This is a genomic window from Streptomyces sp. RLB3-17, assembly GCF_007113425.2.
Classification (GTDB): Bacteria; Actinomycetota; Actinomycetes; order Streptomycetales; family Streptomycetaceae; genus Streptomyces; species Streptomyces mirabilis_D.
Window position 1 is genome coordinate 8,380,604 of the sequence record NZ_CP041610.2, and the last position, 21,523, is coordinate 8,402,126.

The following is a 21,523-nucleotide window of genomic DNA, read 5'->3' on the forward strand; positions in this document are numbered from 1 at the left end:
TCCGTACGGGACTTGCGTCATCGAAGCCCCTCCGGCGCCCCGCATCCATCAGCCCCGCAAAGCTAGGGCGGGGCGCCGGACGGAACACCCCCCTCCACAAACTTCTGCACAACCTCCCGCCGGGTCAGGCGGCGAAGGAGATGGTTAACGTGTCCGCTACGCCTGTCCTGGCGTTGCGCGGGGTCTCCAAGCGATTCGGTGCCGTCCAGGCGCTCACCGATGTAGAGCTTGAGGTCCACGCCGGTGAAGTGGTCGCCCTGGTGGGCGACAACGGCGCCGGAAAGTCCACGCTGGTGAAGACGATCGCCGGCGTGCACCCCATCGATGAGGGCGCCATCGAGTGGGACGGCAAGGCCGTCCACATCAACAAGCCGCAGGACGCCCAGGGCCTCGGTATCGCGACCGTGTACCAGGACCTGGCGCTGTGCGACAACATCGACGTCGTCGGCAACCTCTACCTGGGCCGGGAGCTGAAGAAGCGCGGCATCCTGGACGAGGTCGAGATGGAGCGCCGCTCCCGCGAGCTGCTGGACACGCTGTCCATCCGTATCCCCAGCGTCCGCATCCCGATCGCCTCGCTCTCGGGCGGACAGCGCCAGACCGTGGCGATCGCCCGCTCGATGCTCGGCGAGCCCAAGCTCGTCATCCTCGACGAGCCCACCGCGGCCCTCGGTGTCGAGCAGACCGCCCAGGTGCTCGACCTCGTCGAGCGGCTGCGTGAGCGCGGTCACGCGGTCATCCTCATCAGCCACAACATGGCGGATGTGAAGGCCGTGGCCGACAAGGTCGCCGTCCTGCGCCTCGGGCGCAACAACGGCATCTTCGAGGTCAAGTCGACCTCGCAGGAAGAGATCATCTCCGCCATCACGGGCGCCACGGAGAACGCCGTGACCCGTCGTGCGGCGCGCAGCAATGGGGAGGCTCAGAAGTGAGCATCGACAAGACCTCTGAGACCCCCGAGGACCACGTCGTGGAGAACCCCGAGGCGGCCGCCGCGGCGGTCACCGCGATCGACCCCCGGCTCCTCGTTCGCGAGCAGGGCCTCGCGGGCTACGCCTCCGAGTTCAAGCGCAAGATGAAGGCCGGTGACCTGGGCTCCATCCCGGTCGTCCTCGGCCTGGTCATCATCTGGATCATCTTCCAGAGCCTGAACTCCAACTTCCTCACCGCGGGCAACCTGTCCGACATCTCCGTCGCCATGGTCGGCACGGGCATGATCGCCGTCGGCATCGTCTTCGTGCTGCTGCTCGGTGAGATCGACCTGTCGGTCGGTTCGGTCTCCGGTGTCGCCGGCGCCGCGTTCGCGGTGCTGAACGTCACACACGGCATGAACGAGTATCTGGCCTTCGTGCTGGCCATCCTCACCGGCACGGTCGCGGGCGCGCTCCACGGCTTCGTGTTCGCGCGCATCGGTGTGCCGGCCTTCGCCGTCACCCTGGCCGGTCTGCTGTTCTGGAACGGCTTCATGCTCCAGATCCTGGGCAGCAACGGCACCATCAACCTGGACAGCAACGGTCTCGTCGCCAAGCTGACCAGCTACTACTTCACCGATGTCGCCGCCGCCTACGCGCTCGCCATCGGCGTCACCGCCGTGTTCTTCCTCAGCTCCTTCTACGGCAACAAGCGCCGCGAGGCCGCGGGTGTGCCGTCCCGGCCGCTGAGCGAGACCATCCTGCGCACCGCGCTGCTGGCGATCGTCGCCTTCGCCGTGGCGATCACCTACAACCAGTACAAGGGCCTTCCGCTGGCCGTGGTGATCTTCATCGCGGTCCTGCTGATCACGGACTTCGTGCTGCGCCGGACCGCGTACGGCCGGAAGATCTTCGCGCTCGGTGGCAGCGTCGAGGCCTCCCGGCGTGCCGGTATCAACGTGGAGATGGTGCGGATCTCGGTCTTCGCGATCTCCGGTACCTTCGCCGCCATCGGCGGTCTGTTCATCGCCTCGAAGATCGCCTCCGCCAACCAGGGCGCGGGCGCGGGTGACCTCCTGATGAACGCGATCGCCGCGGCGGTCATCGGTGGCACCAGCCTCTTCGGTGGTCGCGGTCGTACGTGGAACGCGCTGCTGGGTGTGCTCGTGATCGTGTCCATCCAGTACGGTCTGGCGCTGCAGGGCATCGCGTCGCCGATCCAATACATGATCACCGGTGGTGTGCTTCTCGCCACGGTCGTCATCGACGCCGTCACTCGCAAGACGCAGAAGACGGCCGGTCGCGCGTAGCGGTTCGCGGGGAGGCTGCGGACCGGCTTCGGCCGGTCGCGCAGTTCCCCGCGCCCCCGTGGGGCGCGCTGCTCGCAGCCCCCTTTGAACCTGTGCCCGGTGCCAATGGCGGTGCCGGGCACAGTCATGTCCTGGCGGAACATTAGACTCGACAGGCCCGGCAAAGCTCGAACAGCTCTACTGCAAGGAGGCACGGGTGCCGCTGCTGACCCGCATCAGGGGACCGCGCGATCTGGACCGGCTCAGCCTGGAGCAGCTGGACCAGCTGGCCGGCGAGATCAGGACCTTTCTCGTCGACGCGGTCTCCAAGACAGGCGGCCACCTGGGCCCCAATCTCGGTGTCGTGGAGCTCACCATCGCCCTGCACCGCGTCTTCGAGTCGCCGAAGGACAGGGTGCTGTGGGACACCGGTCACCAGTCCTACGTCCACAAGCTGCTCACCGGCCGTCAGGACTTCTCGAAGCTGAAGATGAAGGGCGGCCTGTCCGGCTATCCCTCGCAGGCCGAGTCCGAGCACGACGTGATCGAGAACTCGCACGCCTCCACGGTCCTCGGCTGGGCCGACGGTCTGGCGAAGGCCAACGAGGTGCTCGACAGGGACGACCACGTGGTCGCCGTCATCGGTGACGGCGCTCTCACCGGCGGCATGGCCTGGGAGGCGCTCAACAACATCGCGGACGCCAAGGACCGCCACCTGGTCATCGTCGTCAACGACAACGAGCGTTCGTACGCCCCCACGATCGGCGGTCTCGCGAACCACCTGGCGACCCTGCGCACCACGGACGGCTACGAGCGCTTCCTCGCTCGGGGGAAGGACCTCCTGGAGCGCACGCCGGTCGTCGGCAAGCCGCTCTACGAGACCCTGCACGGCGCGAAGAAGGGGCTCAAGGACTTCATCGCCCCGCAGGGCATGTTCGAGGACCTGGGCCTGAAGTACGTGGGCCCGATCGACGGCCACGACATCGAGGCCCTGGAGTCGGCGCTGGCCCGCGCCAAGCGCTTCGGCGGCCCGGTCATCGTGCACTGCCTCACCGAGAAGGGCCGCGGCTACCAGCCCGCCCTGCAGGACGAGGCGGACCGCTTCCACGCCGTCGGCAAGATCCACCCCGACACGGGCCTGCCGATCGCCTCCTCCGGCGCCGACTGGACCTCCGTCTTCGGCGAGGAGATGGTCAAGCTCGGCCAGGAGCGCAAGGACGTGGTCGCCATCACGGCCGCGATGCTCCAGCCGGTCGGCCTCGACAAGTTCGCCAAGGTCTTCCCCAAACGGGTGTACGACGTCGGCATCGCGGAGCAGCACGGCGCCGTGTCCGCGGCGGGCCTGGCGACCGGCGGACTGCACCCCGTCTTCGCCGTGTACGCGACCTTCCTCAACCGTGCCTTCGACCAGGTCCTGATGGACGTGGCCCTGCACAAGTGCGGCGTGACGTTCGTGCTGGACCGCGCGGGTGTCACCGGCACCGACGGCGCCTCGCACAACGGCATGTGGGACATGTCGATCCTTCAGGTGGTGCCGGGTCTCAGGCTCGCCGCGCCGCGTGACGCCGACCAGGTCCGCGCCCAGCTGCGCGAGGCCGTCGACGTGACCGACGCGCCGACCGTGGTCCGCTTCTCCAAGGGCGCGGTCGGTCCGGCGGTGCCCGCGGTGGGCCGGATCGGCGGCATGGACGTGCTGCGTGAGCCGGGCACCGACGCGCCCGACGTGCTCCTCGTCTCCGTCGGCGCCCTCGCGCCGATGTGCCTGGAGATCGCCGGCCTCCTCGACCAGCAGGGCATCTCCACGACCGTCGTCGACCCGCGCTGGGTCAAGCCGGTCGACGAGGCCATGGCCCCGCTCGCCGAGCAGCACCGCGTGGTCGTCACCGTCGAGGACAACTCCCGGGTGGGCGGCGTCGGCTCGACGATCGCGCAGGCCCTGCGCGACGCGGGTGTCGACGTCCCGCTGCGCGACTTCGGCATCCCGCCGCGCTTCCTCGACCACGCCTCGCGCGCCGAGGTCATGGCGGAGATCGGCCTGACCGCACCGGACATCGCCCGCCAGGTCACCGGTCTCGTCTCCAAGCTCGACGGCCGCTTCCCGGGGGCCGCCGCGCAGGCGGTGGACTCGGTGGAGCCCGCCCGCGACTGACGTACCACCGTCGAACGCAGGTCCATCGGGCCGGTTTCGCCACCCCGCACGGGTGGCGAAACCGGCCCATTTGCGTGAAATCGACCGCCTCGGGGCATGCGCGGTACACGCCCCCTCGATCATGTCGAGGACACCAAGCGTGGAGGTAGGCCAGTGAGCAGCACCCTCTTCAGGACTAAGAAGGTCGAACAGTCGATCTTGGACACTGAGGAGCCGGAGCACGCACTCAAGAAGTCGCTGTCGGCTCTGGATCTCACCGTCTTCGGCGTCGGTGTCATCATCGGAACCGGCATCTTCGTCCTCACCGGCAAGGTCGCCAAGGAGAACGCGGGCCCCGCGGTCTCGCTGGCGTTCGTCGTCGCGGGTGTCGTCTGCGCCCTGGCGGCGCTGTGCTACGCGGAGTTCGCCTCCACGGTCCCGGTGGCGGGGTCCGCGTACACCTTCGCGTACGCCTCGCTCGGTGAGCTGCCCGCCTGGATCATCGGCTGGGACCTGGTGCTGGAGTTCGCGCTCGGTACGGCGGTGGTGGCCGTCGGCTGGTCGGGGTACGTGCGCTCGCTGCTGGACAACGCGGGCTGGCATCTGCCGGACTATCTCAGCGGGCGTGAGGGGTCCTCCGGGTTCGGCTTCGACATCCTCGCCGCCGCGCTGGTGCTGGTGCTCACGGCGATCCTGGTCATCGGCGTGAAGCTCTCCGCCCGCGTCACCACGGTCGTCGTCGCCATCAAGGTCACCGTCGTGATGATCGTGATCATCGCGGGCGCCTTCTTCATCGTGGGCGACAACTACACGCCCTTCATCCCCAAGGCGCAGGCTCAGGAGGCGGGCAGCAGTCTCAATGCCCCGCTCGTCCAGCTCATGTTCGGCTACACACCCACCAACTTCGGCGTGATGGGCATCTTCACCGCCGCCTCCGTCGTCTTCTTCGCCTTCATCGGCTTCGACGTGGTGGCGACGGCCGCCGAGGAGACCAAGAACCCGCAGCGGGACATGCCGCGCGGCATCCTGGGCTCGCTCTTCATCTGCACCGCTCTCTACGTGGCCGTGTCGATCGTCGTCACCGGCATGCAGAGGTACGACCGGCTGTCCATCGACGCCCCGCTCGCCGACGCCTTCAAGGCGACCGGGCACCCCTGGTACGCGGGCGTCATCAGCTTCGGCGCCGCCGTCGGCCTGACCACGGTCTGCATGATCCTGCTGCTCGGCCAGACCCGGGTCTTCTTCGCGATGAGCCGCGACGGACTGCTGCCGCGGTTCTTCTCCCGGGTCCACCCCAGGTTCCGCACCCCGCACCGGCCGACCATCCTGCTCGGTGTGATCATCGCGATCCTGGCGGGCTTCACCAGCCTCAGCGAACTGGCCGAACTGGTCAACATCGGTACGCTCTTCGCCTTCGTCGTCGTCGCGATCGGCGTCGTCATCCTCCGCCACACCCGCCCCGACCTGCCCCGCTCCTTCCGCACCCCGCTCGTCCCGCTCGTCCCGATCGTCTCCGTCCTCGCCTCGCTCTGGCTGATGCTCAACCTGCCGGCCGAGACCTGGCTGCGGTTCGCCATCTGGATGGTGATCGGCTTCGGCGTCTACTTCCTGTACGGCCGCTCGCACAGCCGTCTCGCGCGGCACGAGGAGACGACCGGGGCCGCGGTGCACCCGCCGCGCCCCGACACCCAGTGATCGGCCCCCATTGATGCTCCGGCCCCGTATGTCCCGCTTCGGTGGAGACCGCGGGGCCGGATAGCGTGCACCGTATGCTCGCCGGGCTCCTGGAATCACCACGCTCCGCAGCCGCGTCACGGATGTCGGGCCCCGGCTACTGGAGACGGCTGCTGCCCGTCCTCGGGGTGCTGGTCTGTCTCACCCGGGCCCCCTCCTTCGTACGGCCGCTGTGGAACCCCGACGAGGGCTATCTCGCCGTACAGGCGCGGATACTGGCGGGCGGGGGAGAGCTGTACGAGACCGTCGTGGACCGCAAGCCGCCGCTCGTGCCGTGGCTGTACGAGGCGGCGTTCGCGGTGTTCGGTTCCGGTTCGCTGACGTCCGTGCGCGTCCTCGCGATCGTGGCCCAGCTGTCGACCGCCGTGCTGCTGGCCTCGCTGGCCCGGCGTCGCTGGGGCGATCGGGCCGGGCGCACGGCCGGGCTGCTGTACGCGCTGGTCTCCATCGGGCTCAACCCCGAGGACGCGCAGGCGGCGACCTTCGAGGTGTTCATACTGCCCTGCACGACGGCCGCGATGTGGTGCGCCGACCGGCGCCGCTGGGGCGCCGCGGGGGTCGCCGTGGCCTGCTCCTTCCTGACCAAGCAGACCGGCGGGGCGGTGATTGTGCCGGTGCTCTGGATGCTGTGGCGGCAGGAGACGGCCCCCCGAAAGGGCCTGCTGTGGCTGGGAGTTGGCGTGGTCGCCCCGGTCCTCGGCGCGGCGCTGCTCACCACCCCGGCGGGTTTCCTGTTCTGGACGGTCACCGGTTCGGGTGCCTACGTCTCCTTCAGGGGCTCCGAACTCCACGTCCTGTCACGGGGGTTGACCAACACGGGCATCCTCGCGGCGGCCTGCGCGGGCCTGATCCCGCCGATCCTGCGGGCGCTGCGCGTGGCCCGCGCCGGCGCGGCCGAACTCTGGCTGTGGCTGGGCTCGTCGGCGATGGCGGTCCTGGTCGGCTTCCACTTCTTCGGCCACTACTACCTGCAACTCATTCCGTCCGTGGCCCTGTTGGCGACGGCCGCGCTCCAGATCCTGCCCCGCGACCGCCTGGTGACCGCCGTCTTCGCCTCGGTCGGCTGCTGCGCGCTGTTCCTGGCCTGGGGCCTGCTCGCGCCACGCCCCGAACTCGGGCACGCCCAGCGCCTCGCCGCAGCCCTGCACCACCGTACGGATCCCGGGGACCGCGTCCTCGTGTGGGGCATACACCCGGAGACGTACTGGCTGGCGAACCGGACCCCCGCCAGCCGCTATCTGACCGCCGGGCTCCTCACCAACTACAGCGGGGGCCGCGACGGTCCCCAGGTCGGCGAGAAGTACGCCGTCGAGGGCGCCTGGCCGGTGTTCCGCGCGGAACTGACGGCCCACCCACCGGCCCTCGTCGTCGACGACTCCCGGGGCAAGCCGTACGCCCCCGACCGGGTCAGCTCGCTGCGCCGGCTGCTGGCCGCGGGGTACGAGGAGGCGGGCACGGTGGACGGGGCGGTGCTGTACGCCCGCACGGGGCCGCCGGACTGACCCCGGGGCCGCGCCGCTCACCCGGGCTCGCCCCGCCCGCCCGCCGACCTGTCCCGGCCCAGCGGTCGCGCGTCGGCTCAGGAGGGCCCCCGTACCGTCCGGGGGCCCGCCACCTCCGCGCCCGACTCGCTCACCCTGCGCCGCAGTTCACGGTCCGCCGTGATGACCAGGACGGGGCGCTCACCGGCCTCGGTCACCGCCTCCACGATGCGGTCGTCGCCGCTGCCGGGTGCCTCCACGACCCGTACACCGGGGACGGACTCCACCCCCTTGGCCGCGCCCTCCACCACGAGGACCAGCTCCACCGGACCCTCGTGCCCGGGCAGTCCGTCCCGGGCGAGCCGGTCCCGCAGCCGCTCCGCGGCACCCCGGCGGTCGCGCCACCAGCCGTCGGGGACGGAGCCGACGACGTTGGCGGCGTCGATGATCACGAGCAGAGGCTGGTCGGTCATCCGACCAGCGTGGCATGGCACCCAGGAGATGACGAGAGGGCCCCGGATCAGGACGAGAGGGCCCCGGATTAAAGTGAACCGGTGAACGGCGAATGGCTCAGACGCGGTCGCGACGGCAGGCTCAGTGTGTACCTGCTGTCGGGCACCGCCGTCCACTGCCGGGCGGAGCGCGGCCCCGGCGGCCCCTGGGACCCACCGCGCACCATCGGCGGCGAGCAGCGCCTGCACCCCGTCCTCGCCGTCGGCCAGGGCGCCGACGGCTACACCCATCTCGTCTCCTGGCGCCCCACCGTGCCCGGCGAGTCCGGGCTCGTGCACACCACGCACTTCCGGCCGCGGCTCGCCGCGCTCGACTGGCACTCGATCGGGCACCCCGACAAGACGGGTGACCGCACCGGTACGCCGGCCGTCGCGGTCGACGCGCAGGGGCGCGCCCACGTCTTCGTGCGCAACAAGGGCGGCGGGGTCAGCATGGTCGCCCAGAAGGAGAAGGGCGGCTGGGATCCGTGGCGCGACCTCAAGGGCAGTGACGTACGGGAGGATCTGGCGGCCGTGACGGGGGAGTCCGGGCTCGTCGAGCTGTACGCGGCCGTGCCGGACGGGGTCGCCCACTGGCGCCAGGAGGAGCCGGGCAAGCAGCCGGTGCTCCAGGAGTCCCTGGAGACATCCGCACGCCCCGGAACCCTCCGCGCCCTCGCCACCTCTCCCTCCTCCACCACCCTCTTCTTCACCGACGAGGCGGGTGACGTGTGCGCGTGGCGCCCGGGTACCAAGCCTGTCGCCGTGCTCGCGTCGGCCGGTCCCGGCGCCGTCTCGGCGATCCGGTGTGAACTCGACGGCTACGACTGCACGTTGCTCGCGCAGCGGTCGGCGAGCGGGCGGATCGTCTTCGCCGCGTATCCCACCGAGCAGGAGGCGGCGGGGGCGTGGTGGACCGAGTCGGGTCCTGGGCTTCCCGTCGGGGCCGAGGTGTCTTTGGCGGAGGACGAGGAGGGGCGTGTGGTCGCGGCGACGCTCGCCCCCGGCAGTGAGGAGCTCCTCCTCACCCGGCGCAAGGACGAACCGGGCTTGGCGCTGGAGGCGTGGCGCCCGGTGTGACAGCCGTTTCCCGCCCCCGCCGCCCTTACCCGTCCCATCCCTGGGGGCTCCGCCCCCAGCCCCCCGGCCGACTCCTCCGGCTGCGGCCCGGCGGGGGCTGGGCGCGCAGTTCGCCGCGCCCCTTAGACACCGTTTCCTTTGGCTGGCTGACGCGTTGGGCTTGGCGTGGAGGGTCTTGCCGAGCATCTGGTGCCTGACGAGCTGTGGGAGTTGTTCAGGCGGGTGGTTCCGGAGACGGTCGTCCTGCGTCCGCAGGGTGGTGGTCGGCGGCGTGCTGGTGACCGGGAGACGCTGGCGGCGATCGTCTTCGTAGCCACCTCTGGCTGCACCTGGCGGCAATTGCCGCCGGTGTTCGGGCCGTGCTGGCAGACCGTGTACCGCCGCTTCGCCCAGTGGAGCCACGACCGTGTCTGGGCACGGCTCCACCGAGTGATCCTGGACGAGCTCGGCAGAAAGGGAGAGCTGGACTGGTCCCGGTGCGCGATCGACTCGGTGAGCATCCGTGCCATCAAAGGGGGCCCCTGACCGGACCGAATCCGACCGATCGGGGCAAGAAGGGGTCGAAGATCCACCTGATCTGTGATCGCAACGGCCTACCGATCTCGCTCGGCATCTCGGCTGCCAACACCCACGACAGCCTGGCCCTTCAGCCGCTCGTCCAGGGCATCGCGCCGATCCGTTCCCGACGTGGACCACGCCGGCGGCGACCGGACAAGCTGCATGCGGACAAGGGATACGACTACGACTACCTGCGCCGATGGCTTCGAGGTCGGGGGATCCAGCACCGGATCGCCCGCCGCGGGATCGAGCCCTCCGGTCGCCTGGGCCGCCACCGGTGGGTGGTTGAGCGGACGGTGTCCTGGCTGGCCGGGTGCCGACGGCTCCACCGCCGCTATGAGCGAAAGTCCGAGCATTTCCTCAGCTTCGTGGGCATAGCCGCCGCCTTCATCTGCTTCCGACGCCTGGCGGCTGTCTGATCAAATGCACTCAAGGCCCAGTGCACTCGGAACGTCCTGGATCCAGACGGCACGGTCTGGCTCCGAAGCGGCTACATGCTCCAGTACCTCAGTGAACCGCCGGCCTTCCCCTGAATCCATCTTGCCGAGCTCAAAAGCGATCTCCTCCAGGGCGTTCAAAGCCATCTGCGAGTCACGTCCGACCTTGACGAGATCCTCCAGGGATGCCACCGCCACCAGAAGTGCCCGCACCACTTCCTCCCCTTGAAGCACGACTTCACCCTCCGCCGGTACCAGCAATGACGAGGTGATGTTGCCACCCCGCATGCATCCAGGACACCTCACGCACGATCCCCACTGTGATCAGCGGGGGCCAAGAGAAACAACCTCTTAAGGGCGCCGGCGCGCACTTTCAGCCCGTCCGGCGTTTGAGGACGAGGCCGTTCAGGCCGATGTGGGGGTGCAGGGGGCGGAGCCCCTTGGCGGGGTCGAAGGGGCGGAGCCCCTGGGGATGGGACGGGTAGGGGCGGCGGGGGCGAGGGAAACGACGGGTGCCCCGTACGCCACGGCGGCGTACAGGGCACCCGGGAGACGGAGCGGAGCGGCTACGCGGGGACGGAAGCCACCCCGGCCTCGAGGAACCGCTTGCCGGTCACTCGCTCGGAGACGCCCTCACGGTCCAGGTACGGAGTGATCCCGCCCAGGTGGAAGGGCCAGCCGGCACCGGTGATCAGGCAGAGGTCGATGTCCTGGGCCTCGGCGACGACACCCTCGTCGAGCATCAGACCGATCTCCTGGGCGACCGCGTCCAGGACACGGGCACGCACCTGCTCCTCCGTGAGGACCACGTCGCCCTGCTTCAGGAGCGCCGCGACCTCGGGGTCCAGCTCCGGCTTCCCGGAGTCGTACACGTAGAAGCCGCGCTTGCCCGCCTTGACGACGGCGGCGAGGTTCGGCGAGACCGTGAAGCGGTCCGGGAAGGCCCGGTTGAGGGTCTCCGAGACGTGCAGGCCGATGGCGGGACCGACCAGCTCCAGGAGGACCAGCGGGGACATCGGCAGGCCCAGCGGCTCGACCGCCTTCTCGGCGACCTCGACCGGCGTGCCCTCGTCGATGACGTTCTGGATCTCGCCCATGAAGCGGGTGAGGATGCGGTTGACGACGAACGCCGGGGCGTCCTTCACCAGTACCGCGGTCTTCTTCAGCTTCTTGGCGACGGCGAACGCCGTGGCCAGCGAGGCGTCGTCCGTCTGCTCGCCGCGCACGATCTCGAGGAGCGGCAGGATCGCGACCGGGTTGAAGAAGTGGAAGCCCACGACCCGCTCGGGGTTCTTCAGCTTCGACGCCATCTCCGTCACCGAGAGGGAGGAGGTGTTGGTGGCGAGGATCGCGTGCGCCGGGGCGACCGCCTCGACCTCCGCGAACACCTGCTGCTTGACGCCGATCTCCTCGAAGACGGCCTCGATGATGAAGTCGGCGTCGGAGAAGCCCTCGGCCTTGTCCAGGACACCGGTCACCAGCGCCTTGAGGCGGTTGGCCTTGTCCTGGTTGACGCGGGACTTCGCCAGCAGCTTGTCGATCTCGGCGTGGACGTAGCCCACACCCTTGTCGACGCGCTCCTGGTCGATGTCCGTGAGGACGACCGGTACTTCGAGGCGGCGCAGGAAGAGCAGGGCGAGCTGCGAGGCCATCAGGCCCGCGCCCACGACGCCCACCTTGGTGACCGGACGGGCCAGGTTCTTGTCCGGCGCGCCCGCGGGGCGCTTGCCGCGCTTCTGGACCAGGTTGAAGGCGTAGATGCCGGAACGCAGTTCGCCGCCCATGATCAGGTCGGCGAGGGCGATGTCCTCGGCGTCGTAGCCCTTCTGCAGGTCGCCGTCCTTGGCCGCCTCGATGATGTCGAGGGCGCGGTACGCGGCCGGAGCCGCCCCGTGCACCTTGCCGTCGGCGATGAACCGGCCCTTGGCGACGGCCTGGTCCCAGGCCTCGCCGCGGTCGATCTCGGGACGCTCGACCGCGATGTCGCCCTTGAGGACGGACGCGGTCCAGATCAGCGACTGCTCCAGGAAGTCGGCACCTTCGAAGATGGCGTCGGCGATGCCGAGGTCGAAGACCTGCTTGCCCTTGAGCTGCTTGTTCTGGTTGAGCGAGTTCTCGATGATGACCGAGACGGCCTTGTCGGCGCCGATCAGGTTCGGCAGCAGCGTGCAGCCGCCCCAGCCCGGGACCAGACCGAGGAAGACCTCGGGGAGGGAGAAGGCCGCGATGGCCTTCGACACCGTGCGGTACTGGCAGTGCAGACCGACCTCGACACCGCCGCCCATCGCCGCGCCGTTGTAGTACGCGAAGGTCGGGACGGCCAGCGCCGCGAGACGCTTGAAGACCTCGTGGCCGCCCTTGCCGATGGCGAGCGCGTCGTCGTGGTGCTTGAGGAGCTCGACGCCCTTCAGGTCCGCGCCGACCGCGAAGATGAACGGCTTGCCGGTGACGCCGACACCGACGATCTCGCCGGCCGCGGCCTCCTTCTCGACCTGGTCGATCGCGGCGCTCAGGTTCGCCAGCGAGGCCGGGCCGAAGGTGGTCGGCTTGGTGTGGTCGAAACCGTTGTCAAGGGTGATGAGCGCGAAGCGCCCGGCACCGAACGGCAGGTCGAGGTGGCGTACGTGCGCGGACGTCACGACCTCGTCGGGGAACAGCTCGGCCGCACCCTTCAGGAGTTCAGCGGTGCTCACTTGTTGCCTCCGGCGTCCTTGTGGTGCGGGTTCTCCCAGATCACCGTGGCGCCCATGCCGAAGCCGACGCACATGGTGGTGAGGCCGTAACGGACCTCCGGCTGCTCCTCGAACTGGCGGGCCAGCTGCGTCATCAGACGTACGCCGGAGGAGGCGAGCGGGTGTCCGAAGGCGATGGCGCCGCCGTACTGGTTGACGCGCGCGTCGTCGTCCGCGATGCCGTAGTGCTCGAGGAACGCCAGCACCTGGACGGCGAAGGCCTCGTTGACCTCGAAGAGGTTGATGTCCTCGATGGACAGACCCGCCTTGGCGAGGGCCTTCTCCGTCGCCGGGATCGGGCCGTAGCCCATGACCTCCGGCTCGACGCCCGCGAAGGCGTACGAGACGAGCCGCATCCTCACCGGCAGGTTGTGCTCGCGGGCGAAGTCCTCGCTCGCGATGATCGAGGCGGTGGCGCCGTCGTTCAGACCGGCCGCGTTGCCGGCGGTGACCCGGCCGTGCACGCGGAACGGCGTCTTGAGCCCGGCCAGGTTCTCCAGCGTGGTGCCCGGGCGCATCGGCTCGTCGGCGGTGACCAGGCCCCAGCCGGTCTCACCGACCTCCGCGTTGGTGTTGCGCACCGAGATCGGCACCAGGTCCTGCTGGATCTTGCCGTTGGCGTACGCCTTGGCGGCCTTCTCCTGCGAGCGCACGGCGTACTCGTCGGCGCGCTGCTTGGTGATCTGCGGGTAGCGGTCGTGCAGGTTCTCGGCGGTCATGCCCATGAACAGGGCGGACTCGTCGACCAGCTTCTCGCTGACGAACCGCGGGTTCGGGTCCACGCCCTCGCCCATCGGGTGGCGGCCCATGTGCTCGACACCACCGGCGATGACGGCGTCGTACGCACCGAAGGCGATGGAGCCCGCGGTGGTGGTGACGGCGGTCAGCGCGCCCGCGCACATACGGTCGATGGAGTAGCCGGGGACCGACTGCGGCAGCCCGGCGAGGATGCCCGCGGTCCGCCCCAGGGTCAGGCCCTGGTCACCGATCTGCGTGGTCGCGGCGATGGCGACCTCGTCGATCTTCTTCGGGTCGAGGCCCGGGTTGCGACGCAGCAGCTCCCGGATGGCCTTCACGACGAGGTCGTCGGCGCGGGTCTCGTGGTAGATGCCCTTCGGGCCCGCCTTGCCGAACGGGGTGCGGACGCCGTCGACGAAGACGACGTCCCTGACGGTACGAGGCACGATGGCTCTCCTCCAGATGCGGGATGGCACTGCTGCGCGTCGCACGCGACTGAGCGCGCGCTCACCCCGTCATGCTACTTGCGAGTAACCACCCTGCCCAGTCCCGACGACGGGAGCGGCGAACGTCACATCCGCCGATCGTCTCCGCTCGGGCACGGACATCGTCTCGATCTCCATACCGTTCTCTGTAGGCCACCCGAGGATCTTGGCGTGATCTCGACGTCGCTCTTTCGCCGCAAGGACCCCTTCGGAGCGCACGGGAGACGAAACCGCGCCCCCAAAGGGGCGCGGGGAACTGCGCGAGCAACCCGAAATGACCGGCGGTCGCCGTACGTCAGAACCACGTACGGCGACTAGGCACCCTTGACGGCCAACGCATCCACCAGGACCGGTGTGACCAACTCCACCTGCCACGCACGAGCCCCGTACCCGGCGAGCGCGGCCGAAACCGACTCGGCGTCGGCACCGGCCGGCGGCTCCCAGCACACCCGCCGCACCGTGTCCGGAGTGATCAGGTTCTCCTGCGGCATGTTGAGCTGCTCGGCCAGCGCCGACACGGCGGCCCGCGCCGCGGAGAGCCGGGCTGCGGCGGCCGGGTCCTTGTCGGCCCAGGCGCGCGGCGGCGGAGGCCCGGTGACGGGCTGCCCGGGCTGCGGCAGCTCGGCGTCCGGCACTGCCTTCGCACGGTCCACGGCGGCCTGCCACTGCTCCAGCTGGCGCCGCCCCATCCGGTGCCCGAACCCGTTCAGCGCGGCAAGCGCGTGCACGTTGGCCGGAAGGGAGAGCGCGGCCTCCACGATGGCCCCGTCCCCCAGCACCTTGCCCGGCGAGATGTCCCGGCGCTGGGCGATCCGGTCCCGGGCCTCCCACAGCTCCCGCACGACCGCCATCTGCCGACGGCGGCGCACCTTGTGCATCCCGGACGTACGGCGCCAGGGGTCCTTGCGCGGCGGCGCGGGCTCGGCCTGCGCGATCGCGTCGAACTCCTGTCGGGCCCAGTCCAGCTTGCCCTGCCGGTCGAGCTCCTTCTCCAGGGCGTCGCGCAGATCGACGAGCAGTTCCACGTCGAGCGCGGCGTAGCGCAGCCACGGCTCCGGGAGCGGGCGCGTGGACCAGTCGACCGCGGAGTGCCCCTTCTCCAGTACGAAGCCGAGCACGCTCTCGACCATCGCGCCCAGGCCCACTCGGGGGAACCCGGCCAGGCGTCCGGCCAGCTCGGTGTCGAAGAGCCGCGTCGGCACCATGCCTATCTCCCGCAGACACGGCAGGTCCTGGGTGGCGGCGTGCAGCACCCACTCGACGCCGGAGATGGCCTCGCCGAGTCCGGAGAGGTCGGGACAGGCGACGGGGTCGATCAGCGCGGTGCCGGCGCCCTCGCGGCGCAGCTGCACCAGATAGGCGCGCTGGCCGTATCGGTACCCGGACGCGCGTTCGGCGTCCACGGCCACGGGGCCGGAGCCGGCGGCGAAGGCCGCGATCACCTCGGCGAGCGAGGTCTCGTCGGCGACGACGGGCGGAATGCCCTCTCGGGGCTCAAGCAAAGGGATCGGCGCCGATTCGACGTCGTCCGGAGGGCCGCCTCCGGTGGTTCGCAGTGAGCTGTCTTCTGCGGTCTCTTGGGCGTCGGTCACCTGTCAAGGGTATCTGTGTATGGACTACGCCCGCCGACGGAACGTTCCGTCGACGGGCGCAGGAGGGTCGTAAACCAGTCAGGTCGGTGAAAGTTCCGGTCCGGTGGGGGGTGTGCCCCTGTTTCAGTGGATGATCCCCGTCCGCAGGGCGACGGCCACCATCCCGGCGCGGTCGCCCGTGCCGAGCTTGCGGGCGATGCGGGCGAGGTGGCTCTTGACGGTCAGCGCGGACAGGCCCATGGAGACGCCGATGGCCTTGTTCGACTGGCCCTCGGCGACGAGCCGGAGCACCTCGACCTCTCGGCCGGAGAGCTCGCGGTAGCCGCCCGGGTGGCTCGGGGCACCCGGGGGGCGGCGGTGCATACGGGCGGCGGCCGAACCGATGGGCGCGACACCGGGTCGGGTGGGGAGCCCGACGTTCGTACGGGTGCCGGTGACGACATAGCCCTTGACGCCGCCCGCGAGGGCGTTGCGCACGGCGCCGATGTCGTCGGCGGCGGAGAGGGCGAGGCCGTTGGGCCAGCCCGCGGCTCGGGTCTCGGACAGCAGGGTGAGCCCGCTGCCGTCGGGCAGGTGGACGTCGGCGACACAGATGTCGCGCGGGTTGCCGATTCGGGGACGGGCCTCCGCGACGGACGACGCCTCGATGACGTCGCGCACTCCGAGCGCCCAGAGGTGGCGGGTGACGGTGGATCGGACCCGTGGGTCGGCCACGACCACCATGGCGGTCGGCTTGTTCGGGCGGTAGGCGACCAGGCTTGCGGGCTGCTCGAGGAGAACGGACACCAGGCCTCCTGGGGGTGCGGGACGGGGACCGGCTGTGGGGATGAAGCCGGGGCGAACCGTGTTTTCAAGGTCACAGACGTCTTCGGCATCAAACCCGTCCGCCTTTAGAGAATGATCACGATTTGGTGAGTAACAATCCGTGCAATTCGGACACGCGATCGATCATCCGAAGATCGAACCGAGTCGTTCCATGTCACGACACGGCTGAAAGTGGCCGTATCGACAAAACCTCGGCAAGGAACTCGGCAAAGGGCGCGGCGTTCCGCGAGGTCGAAAAGGGCGCCCGTTCGACATGACACGGGCGCCCCGGAAGACGGAGAAGCGAAAGAAGGGCGTTCAGCGGGACTGCGGACCCCGGCGCTGCGGGAGGGTCACCACCGAGCCGTCGCCCGGCCCCGCCGGGGGCAGGCCCGCGATCTGACAGAGCAGATCGCACCAGGCGGCGAGGTGCGCGGCCGTGTCCGGTACGCCGCCCAGGCCCTCGCGGGGCGTCCAGGAGGCCCGGATCTCGATCTGGGACGCGGCGGGGCGCTCGGACAGCCCCCCGAAGTAGTGCGAGCTCGCCCGGGTGACGGTGCCGCTCGGTTCGCCGTACGACAGACCGCGGGCCTGCAACGCGCCGGTCAGCCACGACCAGGAGACGTCGGGGAGCAGCGGGTCGGCCGCCATCTCCGGCTCCAGCTCCGCGCGGACCAGCGTCACCAGCCGGAAGGAGCCCTGCCAGGCGTCGTGCCCCGCCGGGTCGTGCAGCAGAATGAGCCGGCCGTCCGCCAGGTCCTCGTCGTCGGCGACGACCGCGGCCTCCAGCGCGTACGCGAAAGGGGCCAGGCGCTGTGGTGGGCGCGTCGGGTCGATCTCGATCTCGGGCCGCAACCGCGCGGCCCTCAGTGCGTCGACGGCAGCCCGGAAGGGCGGCGGAGCCGTCTCCCTCGCATCCCGGTCCCCCTCCTTGGCATCGTCCATTTCGCCAGCGCCGTCCGACAGTCGTCCCTGAGCCGCAGCCATGCGGGGAAGATTAAGGGGAACGGAGCCCGCGTGCAGGGAGAGACACCCGTGCGCCGGACCACTGTCCGGATCGTGCCGCGCGAAAGCGCAGGCGGGAGCGGACCGCTCCGGGCGCCGGAGCCCGGCACTTGCGGGTCGGCGGGGCGTGCGAGACTTTCCGTCGTGAGTGCCAATGACCGCCCCGCCGCGGGCCAGCCGCCGACAGCCACGTACGAGTCCGCCTTCCTCAAGGCGTGCAGGCGCGAGCCCGTGCCGCACACGCCCGTGTGGTTCATGCGGCAGGCCGGTCGCTCGCTGCCCGAGTACCTCAAGGTGCGCGAGGGCATTCCCATGCTGGAGTCCTGCATGCGGCCGGAGCTGGTCGCCGAGATCACCCTCCAGCCGGTGCGCCGGCACAACGTGGACGCGGCGATCTACTTCAGCGACATCGTCGTCCCGCTGAAGGCCATCGGCATCGATCTCGACATCAAGCCGGGCGTCGGCCCGGTCGTCGAGAACCCGATCCGCACCCGCGCCGACCTGGCCCAGCTGCGCGATCTGACCCCCGAGGACGTCTGGTACGTCACCGAGGCGATCAAGCTCCTGACGGCCGAGCTCGGCGAGACCCCGCTCATCGGTTTCGCGGGCGCGCCTTTCACTCTCGCGAGTTACCTCGTGGAGGGCGGTCCGTCCAAGAACCACGAGCACACCAAGGCGCTCATGTACGGCGACCCGCAGCTGTGGGCCGACCTGCTCGACCGTCTCGCCGAGATCACCTCCGCCTTCCTGAAGGTGCAGATCGAGGCGGGCGCCAGCGCCGTCCAGCTCTTCGACTCCTGGGTCGGCGCCCTGGCACCCGCCGACTACCGGCGCTCGGTGATGCCCGCGTCCACCAAGGTCTTCGAGTCCGTGGCCGGGTACGGCGTGCCCCGCATCCACTTCGGCGTCGGCACCGGCGAGCTGCTCGGCCTCATGGGTGAGGCGGGCGCGGACGTCGTCGGCGTCGACTGGCGCGTCCCGCTCGACGAGGCCGCCCGCCGCGTCGGCCCCGGCAAGGCGCTCCAGGGCAACCTCGACCCCGCCGTCCTCTTCTCCACCACCGAGGCCGTGGAGGCCAAGACCCGCGAGGTGCTGGACGCCGCCGCCGGTCTCGAGGGCCACGTCTTCAACCTCGGCCACGGCGTCCCGCCGAACACCGACCCGGACGCGCTGACCCGCCTCGTGGAGCACGTCCACCAGCAGACCGCGCGCTGACCTCCTGCGGGGGATGTCCTACAGGGGACGACGCACGCCTCGACGCCGCCCGCCTCACCAGCTGTGCCGCGCCTGTCTGCCGAACAGCAGGCTGCGCGGTTCCGGCGGTGGCGGGGTGCCCGGGCGCAGCGGCCAGGCCAGCAGCATCCCCACGAGGAAGCCGACCACGTGGGCCTCGTACGCCACGGTTCCGGCGGTGGAGACGCCGCCGCCGGACGAGTACACCGCCTGCAACGCGAACCAGAAGCCCAGCACCAGCCACGCGGGCAGTCGCAGCGGCAGGAAGACCAGGAACGGGACGAGCACCCAGACCCTGGCCCTCGGATAGAGCACCAGATAGGCGCCGAGGACTCCGGCGATCGCTCCGGAGGCGCCGATCAGCGGGTCGGCCGAGTCGGCGTTGAGGTACGCGAAGCCGTAAGCGGCCGCGTAACCGCACGCCACGTAGAACACCGCGAACCGCACATGTCCGAGGCGGTCCTCGATGTTGTTGCCGAAGATCAGCAGGAAGAGCATGTTGCCGAGCAGATGCAGCCAGCTGCCGTGCAGGAACATCGCGGTGAGGACCGAGAGCGGCGGCGACTTGTCGTACGTCGGCGGCCCCACCAGACACCCGGGGCCGCCTGCCCCGACGCCGACGTCGCCGGTCGGGACCAGGCGGGGCAGTTGGTGGTGGACCAACTCCTGCGGCACCGCGGCGTAGTGCTCCAGGAACGCGTGCAGATGGCACAGCTGGGAGAGCCCGCTGTCACCCGCCACCGATCCCGCGAGGCCGGGCGTGTAGAGGAACACCAGAACATTGGCGGCGATCAGCGCATACGTCACATAGGGCGTGCGGCGCACCGGGTTCACGTCATGGACGGGGATGACCACGAGGAACTAGTGCCCGGGATACGCCGGGTGAATCCGTGAACGGCTCCGCCCCCGTATCCGTATGTCTCCTCAACCGCCCGCGCCGCGACGAAGACGCGACGCGAGAGACGTGAGGACACAGGCGATGAACGACCGAGTTACTCCTCCGATGCATGCCCTGCCCGACGGCGAGGCGGAAATCGCCCTGGTGCTGCACCTCCCCTGGGAGGACGTCGCCGCGCTCGGCCAGGAGGCCGGACGGCTCGCGGCGCGCATGCAGCGGCCGGTGACCCTCGACGAGGCCGTCAGCCACCGACTGCGCTCCGCGCGGTCGGCCGCCCACGCCAAGCCGCCCACCACGCAGCCCGCGGCCGTCACCGCGTCGGCGTCGGTGTCCTCGCTTCCGGCGCGACCGCCGGCCGAGCAGGCGCGACAGGCGATAGACCGGATCAACGGGAACGCGGGACACGAATCGGCGTAGAGGCGCCGTGGGGGGCTGCGGTCGGGCGTTGACTGCGGGTTGTCGTCGGCTGGTCGCGCCCACGCGGCGGAGCCGCATAGGTCACAGCCCCGCGCCCCTACGGGGCGCTTCGCCGTACCGCCGTCACCGCCTTGCGTGCCGCCACCAGGATGGGGTCCCACACCGGTGAGAACGGGGGTGCGTAGCCCAGGTCCAGGGATGTCATCTGTTCCACCGTCATGCCCGCGGTCAGCGCCACCGCGGCGATGTCGACCCGCTTCGCCGCGCCTTCCCCGCCGACGATCTGCACGCCGAGCAGCCGCCCCGTGCGGCGCTCGGCGAGCATCTTCACCGTCATGAGGTCCGCGTCCGGGTAGTAGCCCGCGCGGCTGGTCGACTCGATGGTGACGGCCTCGAACCGCAGGCCCGCCCGGTGCGCGTCCTTCTCGCGCAGCCCGGTGCGGGCGATCTCCAGATCGCAGACCTTGCTCACGGCCGTACCGACGACACCGGGGAAGGTCGCGTACCCGCCGCCCACGTTGGAGCCGATGACCTGCCCGTGCTTGTTGGCATGCGTGCCCAGAGCGATGTGCCGTTCGCGTCCCGAGATCAGGTCGAGCACCTCGACGCAGTCGCCGCCGGCCCAGATGTTCTCGTGCCCGCGCACCCGCATCGCCAGGTCGGTGAGCAGCCCGCCGTGCTCGCCCAGGGGGAGTCCCGCGGCCCGTGCGAGCGTGGTCTCGGGGCGTACGCCGATGCCGAGCACGACCACGTCCGCCGGGTACTCCGCGTCCTCGGTGGCCACCGCGCGGACCCGGCCCGCGTCCCCGGTGAGGAGCTTGGTGATCTCGGCGTTGTTGACCATGGTGATGCCGAGGTTCTCCATGGCCGTGTGCACCAGGCGGCCCATGTCGGGGTCGAGGGTGGACATCGGCTCCTTGCCGCGGTTGACGACCGTCACCTCGTACCCGCGGTTGATGAGCGCCTCGGCCATCTCCACGCCGATGTAGCCCGCGCCGACGACCACCGCGCGACGCCCCTCGGTCGTCGCCAGTGTGTCCAGGAGGGCCTGGCCGTCGTCCAGGGTCTGCACGCCGTGCACGCCCGGAGCGTCCACGCCCGGCAGGTCGGGGCGGATCGGACGGGCACCGGTCGCGATCACGAGTTTGTCGTACGAGGTCCACTCCTCGGCCCCGGTCTCGAGGTCGAGCGAGCGGACGCGGCCCCCGGCGACATCGATCTCCGTGACCTCGGTGCGCATCCGCAGGTCGATCGCGCGCTCCCGGTGTTCCGCCGGGCTCCGGGCGATCAGCCGGTCCCGCTCGGGGACGTCGCCGCCCACCCAGTACGGGATGCCGCAGGCCGAGTAGGAGCTGAAGTGACCGCGTTCGAACGCCACGATCTCCAGCTCGTCGGGCCCGCGCATCCGGCGTGCCTGTGACGCGGCGGACATGCCCGCCGCGTCACCCCCGATCACGACCAGTCGCTCCGTACGGCTCATGCTCATGCGAACACGCTACGGGGACCGGGC

At 70.3% G+C, this 21,523-nt stretch carries 18 protein-coding genes; 9 read left to right on the forward strand and 9 right to left on the reverse strand.

Annotated features, from left to right (window positions below; all coding sequences use genetic code 11):
- Positions 1-140: 140 nt before the first annotated feature.
- From FNV62_RS37645 to FNV62_RS37665, 5 genes are all read left to right on the forward strand, one after another.
- Positions 141-932, forward strand: coding sequence for an ATP-binding cassette domain-containing protein (locus FNV62_RS37645; RefSeq protein ID WP_054234017.1), 792 nt, complete (start codon positions 141-143; stop codon positions 930-932).
- On the forward strand, positions 929-2,221 hold the full coding sequence (locus FNV62_RS37650; RefSeq protein ID WP_054234016.1) for a sugar ABC transporter permease: 1,293 nt from the start codon (positions 929-931) through the stop codon (positions 2,219-2,221). Before FNV62_RS37645 ends, FNV62_RS37650 begins: the two co-directional genes overlap by 4 nt.
- 196 nt (positions 2,222-2,417) lie before the next feature.
- A complete protein-coding gene (gene dxs / locus FNV62_RS37655) occupies positions 2,418-4,349 on the forward strand; it encodes a 1-deoxy-D-xylulose-5-phosphate synthase (protein ID WP_060899985.1) in 1,932 nt (643 codons plus the stop codon).
- Between the two features lie 153 nt (positions 4,350-4,502).
- Positions 4,503-6,023, forward strand: a complete 1,521-nt coding sequence (locus FNV62_RS37660) for an amino acid permease (RefSeq protein WP_054234014.1) — start codon at positions 4,503-4,505, stop codon at positions 6,021-6,023.
- 74 nt (positions 6,024-6,097) lie between these two features.
- Positions 6,098-7,564, forward strand: coding sequence for an ArnT family glycosyltransferase (locus FNV62_RS37665; RefSeq protein WP_143609415.1), 1,467 nt, complete (start codon positions 6,098-6,100; stop codon positions 7,562-7,564).
- A 77-nt stretch (positions 7,565-7,641) separates the two neighbouring features.
- Here the strand turns inward: FNV62_RS37665 and FNV62_RS37670 are convergent, their stop codons facing one another.
- Positions 7,642-8,016, reverse strand: a complete 375-nt coding sequence (locus FNV62_RS37670) for an NTP pyrophosphohydrolase (protein ID WP_143628442.1) — start codon at positions 8,014-8,016, stop codon at positions 7,642-7,644.
- Positions 8,017-8,097: 81 nt separating this feature from the next.
- On the opposite strand from FNV62_RS37670, the gene FNV62_RS37675 reads away from it, so the two are divergent.
- Entirely contained in the window at positions 8,098-9,114 is a 1,017-nt protein-coding gene (locus tag FNV62_RS37675) for a hypothetical protein (protein WP_143656043.1), read from the forward strand.
- Between the two features lie 165 nt (positions 9,115-9,279).
- Positions 9,280-10,091 (forward strand): IS5 family transposase gene (locus FNV62_RS37680; RefSeq protein ID WP_143628445.1). Its coding sequence is split into 2 segments (ribosomal slippage): positions 9,280-9,637 and positions 9,637-10,091, totalling 813 coding nucleotides; the frame shifts between segments, so codons are not numbered across the junction.
- Here the strand turns inward: FNV62_RS37680 and FNV62_RS37685 are convergent.
- The 6 genes from FNV62_RS37685 to FNV62_RS37710 all read right to left on the reverse strand — a co-directional run bounded on the left by FNV62_RS37685 (position 10,092) and on the right by FNV62_RS37710 (position 17,405).
- A complete protein-coding gene (locus FNV62_RS37685; protein WP_143599460.1) occupies positions 10,092-10,397 on the reverse strand; it encodes a hypothetical protein in 306 nt (101 codons plus the stop codon).
- A 278-nt stretch (positions 10,398-10,675) separates the two neighbouring features.
- Positions 10,676-12,802, reverse strand: a complete 2,127-nt coding sequence (locus FNV62_RS37690) for a 3-hydroxyacyl-CoA dehydrogenase NAD-binding domain-containing protein (RefSeq protein WP_060899990.1) — start codon at positions 12,800-12,802, stop codon at positions 10,676-10,678.
- Positions 12,799-14,025, reverse strand: coding sequence for a thiolase family protein (locus tag FNV62_RS37695; RefSeq protein ID WP_097286583.1), 1,227 nt, complete (start codon positions 14,023-14,025; stop codon positions 12,799-12,801). Before FNV62_RS37695 ends, FNV62_RS37690 begins: the two co-directional genes overlap by 4 nt.
- A gap of 353 nt (positions 14,026-14,378) precedes the next feature.
- Positions 14,379-15,656, reverse strand: coding sequence for a ribonuclease D (locus FNV62_RS37700; RefSeq protein ID WP_054234008.1), 1,278 nt, complete (start codon positions 15,654-15,656; stop codon positions 14,379-14,381).
- 123 nt (positions 15,657-15,779) lie between these two features.
- Positions 15,780-16,442 (reverse strand): response regulator transcription factor, encoded by a 663-nt coding sequence (locus tag FNV62_RS37705; protein WP_054234007.1) that lies wholly within the window; start codon positions 16,440-16,442, stop codon positions 15,780-15,782.
- A gap of 336 nt (positions 16,443-16,778) precedes the next feature.
- Positions 16,779-17,405, reverse strand: a complete 627-nt coding sequence (locus FNV62_RS37710) for a DUF3000 domain-containing protein (protein WP_179858302.1) — start codon at positions 17,403-17,405, stop codon at positions 16,779-16,781.
- Positions 17,406-17,609: 204 nt separating this feature from the next.
- On the opposite strand from FNV62_RS37710, the gene hemE reads away from it, so the two are divergent.
- Positions 17,610-18,680 (forward strand): uroporphyrinogen decarboxylase, encoded by a 1,071-nt coding sequence (hemE, locus tag FNV62_RS37715; RefSeq protein ID WP_054234005.1) that lies wholly within the window; start codon positions 17,610-17,612, stop codon positions 18,678-18,680.
- Positions 18,681-18,734: 54 nt separating this feature from the next.
- On the opposite strand, the gene FNV62_RS37720 is transcribed toward hemE, so the two are convergent.
- The gene (locus FNV62_RS37720) at positions 18,735-19,553 is read right to left on the reverse strand and encodes a rhomboid family intramembrane serine protease (RefSeq protein ID WP_097286585.1); all 819 of its coding nucleotides are present in this window, start codon (positions 19,551-19,553) and stop codon (positions 18,735-18,737) included.
- Positions 19,554-19,677: 124 nt separating this feature from the next.
- Between FNV62_RS37720 and FNV62_RS37725 the strand changes: the two genes are divergently transcribed.
- Positions 19,678-20,013 (forward strand): hypothetical protein, encoded by a 336-nt coding sequence (locus FNV62_RS37725; protein WP_082417462.1) that lies wholly within the window; start codon positions 19,678-19,680, stop codon positions 20,011-20,013.
- 97 nt (positions 20,014-20,110) lie between these two features.
- On the opposite strand, the gene FNV62_RS37730 is transcribed toward FNV62_RS37725, so the two are convergent.
- Positions 20,111-21,499: an FAD-dependent oxidoreductase gene (locus FNV62_RS37730; RefSeq protein ID WP_143628451.1), complete on the reverse strand. Its 1,389-nt coding sequence runs from the start codon at positions 21,497-21,499 to the stop codon at positions 20,111-20,113.
- Positions 21,500-21,523: the final 24 nt, after the last annotated feature.

Excerpts from the sequence above, each read along its gene's own strand:
- FNV62_RS37645 (WP_054234017.1), top strand. The coding sequence starts at position 141 with ATGGTTAACGTGTCCGCTACGCCTGTCCTGGCGTTGCGCGGGGTCTCC.
- FNV62_RS37670 (WP_143628442.1), bottom strand. The coding sequence starts at position 8,016 with ATGACCGACCAGCCTCTGCTCGTGATCATCGACGCCGCCAACGTCGTC.
- FNV62_RS37730 (WP_143628451.1), bottom strand. The coding sequence starts at position 21,499 with ATGAGCATGAGCCGTACGGAGCGACTGGTCGTGATCGGGGGTGACGCG.
- FNV62_RS37725 (WP_082417462.1), top strand. The coding sequence starts at position 19,678 with ATGAACGACCGAGTTACTCCTCCGATGCATGCCCTGCCCGACGGCGAG.
- FNV62_RS37710 (WP_179858302.1), bottom strand. The coding sequence starts at position 17,405 with ATGGACGATGCCAAGGAGGGGGACCGGGATGCGAGGGAGACGGCTCCG.
- FNV62_RS37665 (WP_143609415.1), top strand. The coding sequence starts at position 6,098 with ATGCTCGCCGGGCTCCTGGAATCACCACGCTCCGCAGCCGCGTCACGG.
- FNV62_RS37685 (WP_143599460.1), bottom strand. The coding sequence starts at position 10,397 with ATGCGGGGTGGCAACATCACCTCGTCATTGCTGGTACCGGCGGAGGGT.